This window comes from Gynuella sunshinyii YC6258 (assembly GCF_000940805.1).
Classification (GTDB): Bacteria; Pseudomonadota; Gammaproteobacteria; order Pseudomonadales; family Natronospirillaceae; genus Gynuella; species Gynuella sunshinyii.
This window is the reverse complement of the sequence record NZ_CP007142.1, coordinates 4956418-4970273: the sequence shown is the minus strand read 5'-3', so window position 1 is coordinate 4970273 and position 13856 is coordinate 4956418. Positions and strand designations below refer to the sequence as shown.

At 49.5% G+C, this 13856-nt stretch carries 4 protein-coding genes; 2 read left to right on the top strand and 2 right to left on the bottom strand.

Features of this window, described 5'->3' with window-relative positions; all coding sequences use genetic code 11:
* Window positions 1-110: 110 nt before the first annotated feature.
* Window positions 111-5711, bottom strand: coding sequence for a beta-ketoacyl synthase N-terminal-like domain-containing protein (locus tag YC6258_RS20760; RefSeq protein WP_044618617.1), 5601 nt, complete (start codon window positions 5709-5711; stop codon window positions 111-113).
* A gap of 22 nt (window positions 5712-5733) precedes the next feature.
* Complete coding sequence (locus tag YC6258_RS20755) at window positions 5734-11721, bottom strand: type I polyketide synthase (protein WP_044618616.1); 5988 nt, start codon at window positions 11719-11721, stop codon at window positions 5734-5736.
* A gap of 455 nt (window positions 11722-12176) precedes the next feature.
* Here YC6258_RS20755 and YC6258_RS20750 point away from each other — a divergent pair, with 455 nt between their 5' ends.
* Both YC6258_RS20750 and YC6258_RS20745 read left to right on the top strand, forming a co-directional pair.
* Window positions 12177-12464, top strand: a complete 288-nt coding sequence (locus tag YC6258_RS20750; RefSeq protein WP_044618615.1) for a hypothetical protein — start codon at window positions 12177-12179, stop codon at window positions 12462-12464.
* 188 nt (window positions 12465-12652) lie between these two features.
* Window positions 12653-13774 carry an FG-GAP repeat domain-containing protein gene (locus YC6258_RS20745; protein WP_052830450.1) on the top strand — a complete coding sequence of 374 codons (1122 nt, stop codon included), beginning with the start codon at window positions 12653-12655 and terminating at the stop codon, window positions 13772-13774.
* Window positions 13775-13856 lie beyond the last annotated feature (82 nt).

The window sequence follows — 13856 nt, the reverse complement described above, 5'->3', positions numbered from 1 at the left end:
AACCGCCTGTTCATTCTGACCGGCGATCAGTTCGGTGGGATAACCTGTCCAGAACAGGGTTGCTGCCTGTGAAAAGGTTTTTTTTTTGCTTCTCTGACATTCATGGATCGTTACTCACGTTGGCCGGTAGTTAAGGTGTAGTTTTCAGCTCGCAAAATGATTTTCCCGTTGCAGATGATGTCGGTGTCCACCGTCAGGGTGAAGCCGTCATTATCTTTAATATCCTTAATATGCATATGGTATTTTATGGTGGAAGGCATGCGTTTGATCTGTCCTCTGAAAGATGTTTTCACTTCCTGATGGTAGACCGTCCGAAGCTTCCGATGCTGGTATTTGGGATAAAGTCCTGAGTGAATTGCGAGAAATAAAAACAATTGGTTAATACCCAGAATCATCATACTGCCTGGGAAAACAGAATCATTTTTGAAATGGGCATCAAAGGCCCAGTGATCTGTGGATAGATCTTTTTCGGCAATGATTTCGCCAAGATCGTACTGACCGCCTTCAAAGCGACTGCTAAGAATCCGATCCAGCATCCAGGTTGCCGGGTCAGGTAGCGCCTGACTGAACGCGGGTATAGAGAAATACGTATTGCCGAAACAGCGGACCAGGTCACCGGTGTAGAAGTGCGTCATATCTTCTGTCGTGAATGCTGATTTTTCACAGTTATGGCAAGGCAGTGCCGCGTGTTTTGGTCTGGTTCCGGGGCTGTGTTGTCTGGGGGAAGCGATACCCTTGGAGTTCTCTATGTCCTCTTTAGTGAAGAAACCACCGACAGACTTGACGCTCAGGAACAGTCTGTTCTCATGGTAACAGTCAAAATCCGAAAACAGCAGCGTGGTGTCGCCATTACGGGCAAACGAAGTAATTTTATAAACACCGCGCATGGTTTCACCGATCCTGGGAGGGTGATCAATGAACGTGGTGAGGGTATCCGCAACCCGATAACGCAATTTGCCGTTTGAGGTGATGTCTATGCCAATCAGTCCAACCAGAAAAATGCCGATCTGACCGGATTCCGTAAACACAATGGACGCTATTTCATCACCGATACGAAACAGGTTGTCATGGTTCAGATCAAACTCAAACTCAATCTGGCAGGGCTGATAGCGACCAAATTCCACATTGGTATTTAGCACCCGTGTGACAAACAAAAACGGTGGTGATGGCATGCGCGCCCGTACCGGGTAAGCATCCACCGGTTCATATAACGGGCCGAGTACATTTGACATCCTGCCATCAGTCATCTCGACAATCTGCTCATAGTTCCACAAATAAAACTGCGGAGTTTCGCTGGCCGGAGCGGCAGATGGCTCATGAAGTAACGCCTGTTTGAAGGCCGCCAGCAGATTGGCTTCCGACTGTTGGTACAGCAGACTGGCTTCTGCATTCTGTCGCAATGCAGTAGAGATAAATCGCGTCAGCGCGTTGGAGTTACCGAGTGTGGGCAAGCTGCTCTCAAGTACTACCTCGGGAGAAGGCTGCGATTTTGTTGGCCGGCTAACGGGTGGTATTGGATTGCCGGTGCGAGGTTTTTCTCGAACCGGTTGGGATTCAACCGGCGAAGGTAAGGGGGCTGAGGAACTTGTGGCGGAAGACAAAGATGCGCCGGCATTCAAAATACGCTGACGGTTTTCGGGTGACCAGAACGCTTTGCCATACGGTGGCAGGCCGGTTGTGATTCTGCGTATCAAGGTTGCCTGATGAGTCACGGGAGTATCGGCAAAGAATTCCCCGAAATTAATGGGTTGTTTGTGCGAGATCAGCGCCGCTGCCATTTTGAACAAAGATTGTTCAAGGGGCTCGTTATTAACGGTAAATGAAAGCACCAGTGCATTTTTATCTTTCAGTGTTTCATTGGCCCAACGGGCGCACAATTCATTGGTACCGACGTTTATGAAAATACGGGCACCGTTTTGATAGGCATTTTCTGTAACTTGTCTGAAATCCACCCGTCGGGTCAGGATGTTGGCAAAATAGTGTTGAAAATCCGCAGGCTCCGGGCCCAGGGGCTGACCATCAAAACTGTTGTAAATGTTAAAACCATTGTCGGGGTTGACCTTGATGTTTGAGTCAGATTCCATCGCCAGAATCTGATCCCGGAATTGTTCCGCCACCGGGGTATGAACGAAGGCATCTTCATCCAGTGGTAAAGCAAAGCCATCGATCGTTTCGATCACCTGCTGACAACCTGCGCTTTCACCGGCAATGATGACATCGTTCGGTGAGCCGATGATGCTGATAAATACTTTGCGATGCTGATCAACCTGTGCCTGTACCTGTTCGAGCGGCGCTTTCACATACCAGCTTTCCCACTTGGTAATCGGTTCGTGGAAGTACCGCTCCAGGCTCGACGACTGTTTCAGCATGTGGGTATAACTGTCGAGCTGTGACAGAAAGGGCAGCTCATCAATCAGGATTGATGACTTGGGCGAGTCGACTACAAAGCCATCCAGGGCATTTGGCAGCACCAGTTCGCCGACGCTGGCACCAATGACGAGATCGGGTTTCAAAGACATGGACTTCAGAACCGAAACGGTCATTTTCGATAACTCAAACTCAAAGAAATAATCTCTGAAAGAGCTGTTCAGTACTGATCGGGTGAACTGGGTTTTGTCGCCGGATTCCGTGTCCAGCAATTCGGCAGTGGCCTCGCTGATTTTTCGTAAAAACGGAAAATGGTACAACAAGTCGCAACTGAACTGATGATTGATCATCCGTCCGGGAGGGCTCATCCAGGCACTTTTAACTTCAGCACCAAATGGCGTGGGAGAAAAGTAGCTGCCAGCTTTGGATTGCCAGTCCTGGCGGGTTTGGAAAATAACCGGCAGCCGGGCTTTGAGCTGTTCAATTTCAGAGATAAACTGCTGATAGCTGTTGCCGCATAAAACTGCGATGACGGTATTTTTCAAAGCCATTTCCCGAGTCAGCCGTTGCCTTTCCGGCTCGCCGTAAGCAGGAATGGTTTTGGTATCAGACAACTGTTGATGCAGTTGCATCAGCCCGTTAGTGATGGTCTGTTCATCGGTCCCGGTGACCGTCAGTAAATAGCGGTTGAAATTGCCCTGTCGGTTTTGACAGCTGGAAGTTGTCACCGGTGCTTCCGACAGTAACAGATGCGACATGTTGCCATCGTCACGAAATGCACTCATTGCGGCAACCCGTTTTTGTCCACCAGGCATCCAGGGCCTGAGGGTCGTCGTGCTATCGGCCGGGAATTTAACCCGATAAAACAGCTGCAAGGCATTTTTGATCAATGCCAGCGGCATCGATAACGTAAACGTGTAACCGGTGATCTGATCGAGACTGCCAGTCTCAAAATCGGTCGGGGAGATCAGTTCCGGGTGTCGTGTCGCATAGTGCTGTTCAACCTGTTTTGCAACCTCGAGTGAGTAGTGCAATGGTGCTTCCAGGTAACCAATTTCCCCTTTGCAGATACCCGCTTCCGAGATGGCCTGTTGCAGGCACTCTTCAGTAGCCTGTTCGGCGCTATGGTTATCTGACAAGCGGCTTCCGGATGTGGTTGCCATGCCATCAATAAACGCATAGATTTTATCGCCGCGTTTTATGGCATCTTCTGGTCGTCTTAGTACCACTGCTGTGGCACCTTCACCAATACCGGTGGTTAACATGCGCGGCAAATTGCCTTTCGCTTTTTGTACGTAGAGGTGTTCGAGTTCACCGGCAAAGTCCACAGAACCGATGACCACGGCATCCATTGACTTTTCACTCAATAGAAAGCGTGCTAACTCAAGGGCTCTGGTAAAACCGTTTTCGCGGTCTATGACGATGAAAGACGGGCCTTGAAACTTCCAATGAGAGGAGATGCGGTTGGCCCTGATATTGGGGATGATGCCCGGTACCGTGTTGGGTGTTTCACGATCAAGTTCAATCTCTCGGAGTACCTGCAGCAACTCTTTTTTTTGGGCTTCGGTCAGTGGTGGTGTTCCCTGGTCCAGCGCATGGAGAAGATCTGCCCGGTTTTCTTCCACACCCATGAAATGGCAGTCGGAAAAATCATGAGCGCAGTTGACGATGACCGCTGTTCGCGGTTCCTGGCCAACGTCGATTTGTGCCGTTTCCAGCGCCTGGGCGGCCACATCAAGTAATAACAAATCACGTCGTATCAGATAGGGATTGTCTTTGGGAGGCAGTTTGAATTTTAAAAAATCAAAATCGAAATCGTTGACATAGGCACCTTTCGGAAGCTCGGTAAAATCAATCTGTTGCAAAAAGTCTGAATCTTTTTCCAGACTACGCCAACGCTTTTCATCGACCTTGGTAAATGCCGGCCGACCAGCGGCCAGAGAATAGAAAAATTCTTTGGTTGATGCTATCGGTCCGATCCTGAGGCCCAAACCGGTAATGGCCAGCCGCTGGTGTTCGGGCGGTTCATGGCTGGTGTGGTGAATGTGCTCTTCAGGAATAAATTCCCGTAATACCAGATGGGCATTAATGCCACCAAAACCGAAGGCATTGATTCCGGCTCTTTTAGCCCGGTCTTTTGTTGGCCAGGGAGTATTGCTGCGCACATAATGGTGAGCGCTCAAGGTTCCATTGCCGGGAATAACCGGATCATCGATGCGCAAGGTGGCCGGAATGATTCCGTGTTGCATGGCCAGAATGACTTTGGTGATGGAGGCATTGGCGGAACCGGTGAAGAAGTGGCCGGTGGTGCCTTTGGTGGCACCGATCAGGGGCGTATCACTGGCGAAAAATGCGGCGATGGATTCCAGCTCTTCCAGATCCCCGGCACGTGTTCCGGTTGCGTGGCACTCGATATAGTCTATGTCATTCGCAACGCCGTCACGATAGGCGTCCTGAAAGGCCCAGGTCTGTCCTTCTCTGGAGGGCGCAAGAATGGCCTTGGTACCGCCGTCATTTGACCAGCCGATAGACTCGACGACTGCCAGAATTGGGTCATTATCGCGGATCGCATCATCCAGCCGTTTTAATACAAAGGCTCCTGCCCCGGAGCCGGCAATCAATCCTTTCGATGATTTATCCAGCGGGCGACTTTCACCGTCATCACACAAGACCCCGAGCAGATCGAATAAACCGCAATTGCCAATGACCAGCTCGTTATAACAATGGGAACCGGCAATCATGACATCGGCAAGTCGATTCTGCAGGTAATAGGATGCCAGTTTAAAACTGTACAAGGGGGTGGCGCAGGCGGCGTTAAAGGAAAACACCGGGCCGCCAAGTCCAAGTGCTTTGGCGGTGACACTCGGAGGGTCGCTGTCAGAGAAACCGGGAACCGGATCGATGACGCCGGATTTGTTGTTCAGCTGTAATGGTATGCAGCTATTTTCAACCAGACCTTCCATCTGGATGCGGCTACTGGCAGATATAAAATCTGCAATCATATCGGCATCTTCTTTCACCGGCATGCTCAGTGTGCCCATCACCATTCCGGTTTTCTGCAGTACTTCATGGTTATTCAGATAACCACAATCTTTCAGAGCATCACGGGCGACTGCGAGACTCCATTTGTATATTTCCCCCAGTGCATTTATTTCTTCCTGATCGATATTACAGTCATCAAAATCACCCTGGTAAGGCTTGAGCTGACCCCGTTCGATGACCCGGTCGGCATATTTGTCGGTGCCGGTTAAGGTCTGGTTTTCAAGCAGGCTTTGCCAGAATGCATCCTTGTCCGTATTTCCCGGAAACAGGCAGCCAATGCCCAGTATCGCAATCTTTTCCATCTCTCTCGTGCCCTTGATGCCGTTATGCCATATCGGCTTTTGCCTGAGTTTTAACTTCCGCCTGGGCCGGTCGCATGGTGTCGGTTCCGTTGATCACGATTTCATTGACCTGGGTACCGCTGTTCATGGTCAGTTCATCGAGCAGATACTGCACGCCGGTATCGATTGGTAGGATGTGAACGCCGCTGGTTTCCAGAATCAGTTTGAGGGTGTCGGTCACCATTCCTCCGGCCCAGGGTCCCCAGTTGATCGAGCACACCGCGCTGTCCGGGTATTGCCGTTGAAAGGCGAAGGCAAATTTGTTGAGTACTTCGTTAGCCATGGAGTAGTCACATTGTCCGCCACTGCCAAAGAAACCGGCAATGGAACTGAAAAACATTAAAAACCGGAGTTTTGCCGGGTCAAGAGCTTGCAGGACCGTTTGCAGGCCAACGACTTTGGTGTTGAAAACGCCTTCGTAATCCGCTTCTGTTTTACGTTGAATCTTTTTATCCGCCAGCACTCCGGCGCCATGGATAAAACCGGTGACCGGACCCCAGCCTGTCTGGGCTTTGGCGAGAATCGATTTGACCTCTGTTTCGTCGGTGATATCACCGCTGAAGTACATGGCATCACCACCGGCGTCCTTGATGAACTGTAATGTATCTTTAATTTCCTGTTGATTGAGAACATCCGTGATCAGAGCGTCCAGTTCGGCCGGTTTAACAGGCTCACCGCGCTCCTTGTATGCAGCCATCAGTTTCTGGCGCATCGTGGTTTTATCACTACTGTCCAGTGCCCATGCTGGCAACGTTGTGCTCAACTTTGTCCGGCCCATCAGCAGGAACCGACATTTGAATGTACGGGCCATGCCTTTAACACATTCCGCAGTGATACCTCTGCCGCCACCCGGTACAAAAAAGAAATCTTTTTCTGTGGGTGATAATGTGCCCGGTTGATGGCGATAGTGTTCGTTTAATCTCAGGGTGATACGTTGTCCGTTTTTCCAGCCGGTTTCATGGGTATTGCTTTCGATGGCGGCTAACTCTTTGAATACGATATCTGCCACATCGATTGCGGAACAATCCGGATCTATATCGACAGCATGGCAAAAAACCCGCTCCCACTCTTGTTTGATGGATTTCATCAAACCGAATAAACCACCCTGGGTGAAGCGTCCATTGAACTGGTCGCCGGCGCCGAGTTTTCCATCAATACGTGTCAGCGCCATGAAGAATCTTGAGTCATGTTCTTCAGGCGTCAGGTTTGCCAGCGCAGTATGGTAAAAATATTTGGCGGCAAAGAACGCACCTCGAACCATTGCAGCGATCTGGCGATCCCAGACGGATTCCCAGCGATTTTCCGGATTATGAACCGGCATCAGATACAGCATGCCATGTATCTCATGGGTCAATCCGCTCACAATTTTGAATGCCTCTTCAAAGTGCGTTTCGTTGCTGCCGGTCAGCTCTATAACGGCGCAGGATTCATTAATGTTTTGAAAGTCAAAGGTCTGTTCTTGCCAGGCGATGATGATCGGTTGACTGCCGAGTAGCAGGAGTTCTTGGGCAAGTATCTCGGTGAGTTCGGAGCCCTCAGAAAACAGGATGATGGTCGATCCCGGTTTGATACGTGAGACTCCGGTGCCGGCCAAGGGGCATTCCGATGGCACCACTTCGTAGCGTTTTATAAAACGCTCCTGCGGTATCGGTTGTTCGCTGTCAGTCGATGTTCCCGTAGCAAGATAACTGATAATGCCGTCGATATTGGAAATACCACTCAGCGCTTCCACGTCTTCACGCGATAATCCTGAAGGCAGTTGTTCGTTGAGCGCGGAGAAAATTTCCACCCGCTTGATGGAGTCGATTCCGAGATCCGATTCAAGATCCATATCAACACTCAGCATGTCACCGGGATAGCCGGTTTTATCGCTGATGATTTGCATGAACAGCGTTTTCAGGTGTCCGCTGTCGGATGGCAGTGGAGGTGTAGCTATTGGATTCACAGATGCCGGTGCCGGTGTCGTGACGGAAGACTGGGTGTCGCTGGTCTGAGTCAGATAAGCAATGATCTCTTCGATGGTTGTCAGGTTTGCCAGTGCTTCCACATCCTCTTTATGGATACCGGAAGCCATGGCGTCATTGAGAGCGGAAAAAATTTCCACCCGTTTAATCGAATCGATACCGAGATCAGACTCCAGATTCATGTCCGTTTCAAGCATGTCTTCCGGATAGCCGGTTTTATCACTGATGATGGTAAACAGTATTTTCCGGTAGTTCATCTGGCCGGCGGAGTGAGGTGATACTGAAGCATTTGTGCTCTGTGGCGCAGATGGGGCATGTCTTTCAGCCTGGGCACTACTTCGGTTAGCAAGATAACCGGTAATGTCCAGAATGGTGCTCAAACTGGCCAGGGCCTCGACATCTTCCTTATGAATGCCTCCTTCCAGTGCTTCATTTAAGGCGGAAAAAATTTCCACCCGCTTGATCGAATCAATACCCAGATCAGATTCCAGGTTCATATCCGCTTCCAGCATATCTTCCGGGTATCCGGTTTTATCACTGATAATGCTAAACAGTATCCGGCTGAGAACGTTGTTGTCAGGAACAGATGGAATTGTAGTGCTCACAGATACCGGGGTGACGTTACTGACCGGCTCAGCGGTTTTAAACGTGGTGGTGCTTGTTGAGCGATTGGCGACAGATGAAGACACGCTCTGCTCGGCAGGTGAGTGATTGATCGGTGCAGTACTGATATCTGGTTTGAGGATGTTGTCTGCGGTGTGATGGGATAGAGATGATGGTCGCGTGGTGGCATTTTGTAATGTCGGACGGCTGTCCGATGTACCCATCAACCTGCTTTGTTCGTTGAAGAATGCACTGTACGCCTGAAAACTGTTCTGTTGGAAACTTTCCATCAGTCCCAGTTGCCTGTCGAGTATCGGGTCCGCCGTTTTGTTGGCCAGAATTTTTAATATATCGATCTGTTCGCCCTGATTTTTTAAAAATTGCTGAAGTACTTTACCATTGAGCTGCTGGATGTTATCGATGACAGTTAAGTCGGATGTTGTTAGTGGTTTGTCCACAGAAACCTCCTTGATGTTGACCACATGGTTGGGCTCCGGGTGAACATGGTTATGCTCCCGGACTTTTTCCGGCGGGGTGTTTGCCGCAGTCACTAACACCAGATCATCTTTTTTCTCGACGGCCTCAGTGATCCTTGCGCGTGTCTCTTTGGTAAAAAAGACCGTGGGGTCAACGGTGAAAATGGCCGGACTTTGTTTTTTGGCGGGTGCAGGTGTGGTTTTAATCGCGTATGGATCGTCTGACAGGGCGACGCCCAGTACTTTTAATTTTATCAAAGCCTGTCGCAGTTGCAGTTCTGCAGAGATTTTAGGGGACGGATTCAGACTGATGGTCTGAAACTCTCTGTCGCCCAGTATTTTTTCGACCAATGTGGCCAGTACCCGTTTGGGGCCGATCTCCACAAACAACCGGCCACCCGCCTGATAAACGTTTTCGATGGTGCGGATAAATTCAACCGGTGAGGTTATCTGGGAAACGAAACGGTCTTTGATCTCTCGGGTTTTTTGCGGGTAGCACTGGCCATTGGCGTTAGCGAATACTTGCGCGGTTAATGGATGAAATGCCTTGTCAGCCAGAAAATGTTCCATTTCTGTTTGTGCGGGTTTCATGGCCGGAGAATGGAACGCTGCAGATACCGGCAGCCGACTGGTGGCAAATGCCTTTAACTGCTGTTCAGCCTGTTCGATGGCCGCTATCGAACCGGATAACACCGTCTGCTGTGGAGAATTCATATTGGCGATATGAAGATCCGGAATGGATGCCACGATCTCTTCGATGCTGCTTTTATCCGCAATCACTGCCAGCATGGCTCCAGGGTTATTCTGCCCGCCAGCCTGTTGCATGAGCTCGCCGCGTTTACCGGCAATTTCCAGAAAGTCGCGGTCAGTCATCGCACCTGCGGCCCAGAGTGCAGTCAGTTCTCCGAAACTATGACCGACAAAAAAGGCCGGATTCAGACCGCGTTTCCGGCATATGGAAAACAGACCGGCCGAAAGTGCGCCCAGGGCCGGCTGGGTGTTTTCAGTTTGATGAATGGATGATAACCATGCCTGTTCCCTGGATGGATCGTACATTGATATGGGGTACAGAATATCGGACAGCGCCGGCCGTTGATGGCTCAGGTTCAGATTATCGGCCAGTTCCAGAAAAGATCGAAGTTCCGGATAGTTTTCCACAAGGGACTTGAGCATGTGTGGATACTGCGATCCCTGACCCGGAAACAGCGCCACAATTTTATCTCGATGAGGATATGACGCCTCGCGAAAATAAATGCCGTCCGGAGTTTCCCACTCGCTGGTGGTACGCTGTTCCAGGTGTTTGAGTGCCTGGGTCAACAGCTCTTTTGCCTGTTGCAGGTGCTCCGCTACAAATCCCAGACGGGGAGATTCGTGACTGACCGGTGCGGTGGACAGAGTATCGAGCCAGTGGGCAAAAGAGGTGTCATCGGCGTCAGGTTCCAACCCAGTTCTGATCAGCGTCATTAAGTCTGTTTTGGTATCTGCAGATAACAGTATTTCCCTTGGAAGTTCAGTCAGTCGGTACGGTGCCTCATGGTCTTTTTGATATTCTTCCAACACGATATGGAAATTGGTACCACCAAAACCAAAAGCGCTGACGCCGGCCCGACGCGCCGGGGTGCGCTGATTAACGATCCACGGACGACTTTCAGAGATTACGTAAAAAGGTGAGTTATCCTGCGCCAGTTTATCCGCCGGTTGGGTGACGTTAATCATCGGCGGCAGAATTTTATGGTGTAGCGCCAGAATGGCTTTGATCATTCCAGCAGCACCGGCAGCCAGACGGGCATGACCGATCTGGCTTTTTACACTGCCCAGTGCAATCTGTCTGGCCGGCGTTTCATGAGTGGAAAAAAATTGGGTCAACGTTTCAACTTCGCATTTGTCGCCCGCGGGTGTTCCGGTACCGTGTGCTTCGATCAATCCGACAGAACACGGTTCGACCTGTGCATTTTCATAAGCCCGATGCAGTGCCTTCAACTGCCCTTGGGTGTTGGGCGCGTAAATACTCATGACCTTGCCGTCACTGGATGAGCCGATGCCCTTGAGCACTGCATAGACTCGATCGTTGTCCCGTTCGGCATCGTCAAGACGTTTCAGTACCATCATGCCGATGCCATCACCCAGTAGCATGCCATCAGAATCAGCGTCAAACGGGCGGCAATGGTTGGATTTGGAAATGGCCGGCGTTTTGCTGAAAGACACAAAAGAGAAATCAGAGCAGTCGAGGTTCACGCCGCCTGTCAGCACAATATCGCACTCGCCGGTAATGAGTTCCTGTACCGCGTATTTGATCGCTGAGAGACTGCTGGCACAGGCGGCATCCACCGTGGAATTGGTACCACCAAAATCAAACCGGTTGGCGATTCTGCCAGCGACAATGTTGGCCAGATAACCAGGATTCGAGGCTTCGCTCCAATCGAGTTCAGAGTCCTGAATGCGTTCTATGATGTGATTGGCAACAGCCTCTGGAACACCACTGTTGAGGATGATTTTTCGCAGTCGAGGTGCCTGCAAGCGGTGACTGAGACTGAAAGCCGTTTTACCAATCGCTGCTCCCAGAATGACGCCGGCTTTTTCCCGATTGAACGGTTTTGATTGACTGCCTAACAAATTGGCATCCATCAGTGCCTGTCTGGCGACCAGGAGCGCAAACAGCTGATCGACGGAAATGGACTCCATGAGTTTCGGTGGGATGCCAAATTCCAGTGAGTCGAATTCAACGGCGTCAACAACACCTGCTTTTTTGCCGTAGGTTTTGTCGCGCGCGGAAGGATCAGAATCATAAAAATCCTCCAGCTCCCAGTAGAGCTCGGGGATATCGATAATGCTATCTTTTTTGTTCAGGATGTTTGACCAGAAATGTCGGGTATCGGGCGCATCTGGAAAAAAGGAACCAATGCCAATGACCGCAATATCTTTTTTCATCTTGCCCTCACATAATTGGTATTACGACAAAGTGAGCTAAACCATATCTTCACTATGTTTCAAAAATTCGGCGAAAAGAACTCCCCCTTTAGTATGAAGTTTTTGGATGCCCTAAACTGTTGCGTTACTAATTACCTGTGTGCTCAAAACTTGAGCTGGATAGGATCATTACTTTTTCAGTTAAAAAATTTATGCACTGCTGTAGAGCAGTTAAAAATGATTGTTTTATTAAAAAATTCAGATCTGTCGTTCAAAAAAATATGATAATCAGAATCATTCATGAGAGAGATATTGTTAAGGAAATATTGATCTGAGTCGTATTGTTTGGAATGAATGAGTTAAGAGTAATATTGTATTGATGTCTATAAAAGGTATCGAATAAGCCGATTGTTTAAAGTTCGTTCTACGCAGTCAATATTTGGCGGATATCAACCTGTCTCTCTGACAGATGTTTCGTGGCAACTTTTAATCTATTGCGCTTCGGTCGAAGCTTGGGATCAGCTATTTGGGAGATTACGATTAGCGGACCAGAACGCAATGAAGACAATAATGTTGGGGTTTTCAGTTTGACACTCACTGCGCTGGATACTTCTGAATCAGCCGCCGCTGAAAACAAGGTTTTGAAAGTTGGCGTGAATATTGATGTTATTGATATCTCTCCTGAGTGGCATGTTATTCCGGGTTTTAATGATATTTATCTGCCGATTACTGGCGGGTTGGAAGTATTAAGTTCCGAGCAATAGTGCGGTGCCCTTTGTTTGCCAAATGTCAGGCAATCTCATTCTAAGGTTGCTCCAGAACTGTGCGGCTTTACGACTAATGACTGAAGTCCAGTCTCTGCGCGCGTGTAGTAGAGTAGCTGCCCACTCATATCATTTCTTGATATGTCAGCAGAATACTCAATCACAATGAGCGCTCAATGGAGAAGTTTATGTCCTCAGATTTACTCACACCGCGATTTTCAAGTTCCATTTTTCACAAGCTTCTACTCACAACCAGTGTGGCAGCGGTTTCGGTATTGGCCGTCAATGTTGTGGCTGACAATGACTTTGATCATGACGGTAAGACCGATATGGTGGTTTGGCGACCCAGTGATGGGGTCTGGTATGTCCAGACATCCTCTTCCGTCTGGACATACTCATTCAGTCGGCAATGGGGGCTTGTAAACGATGTGCCTATCAAGAATGCTGATTTTGATGGTGATGATATTAACGATATGGCGGTATGGCGGCCCAGTGATGGTGTCTGGTATGTCCGAACCTCAGCTTCGAACTGGAATGACTCTTTTTCTGTGCAGTGGGGTCAGGCGGGTGACATTACTTTGGGTAATTCCGATTTCGATGGTGATGGTCGCAGCGATATGGGTGTCTGGAGACCTGCAAATGGCATCTGGTATATCAAGACCTCTTCATCCGGCTGGAACACCAATGTATCCGTGGCGCATGGAATGGCGGGTGACACTCCGATTACACAATCTGATTTTGATGGTGATGGTATTGACGATATGGTGGTATGGCGTCCCAGTGACGGTAACTGGCTGGTTCGGACCTCATCCTCCGGTTGGGCATCTGCCTTCACTCGACAGTGGGGGCTGATAGGGGACGTTCCATTGATGAACAGTGACTTTGATGGTGACGGAAAAGCCGACATTGCGGTATGGCGTCCCAGTAATGGAACCTGGTATATCAGAACCTCCAGCTCCAATTGGAATGACAGTTTCAGTGTTCAGTGGGGCTTATACGGTGATACGCCAATCGTCAACACAGACTTCGATGGCGATGGCATTGATGACATGGCCGTCTGGCGTCCATCCAATGGCACCTGGTATGTAAAAACCTCATCCTCGGATTGGCAAGACAGCTTCAGTCGCCAATGGGGTCAGGTTAATGATGTGCCGCTGGCAAACACAGACTTTGATGGAGATAGCAAAGCAGATATGGCCGTGTGGCGCCCAGGTAATGGTACCTGGTACATCAAAACCTCCAGTTCAAGCTGGAACAATTCCTTCAGCCGGCAATGGGGCGTTGTGGGAGACGTGCTGATTAATAACTGATCTGACGGCTTGAGCTGAGGTAGGATTGGCAGTCATAAAAAATTTGTCATGCTAACTTACTGAAACAGATAACAACCGTATC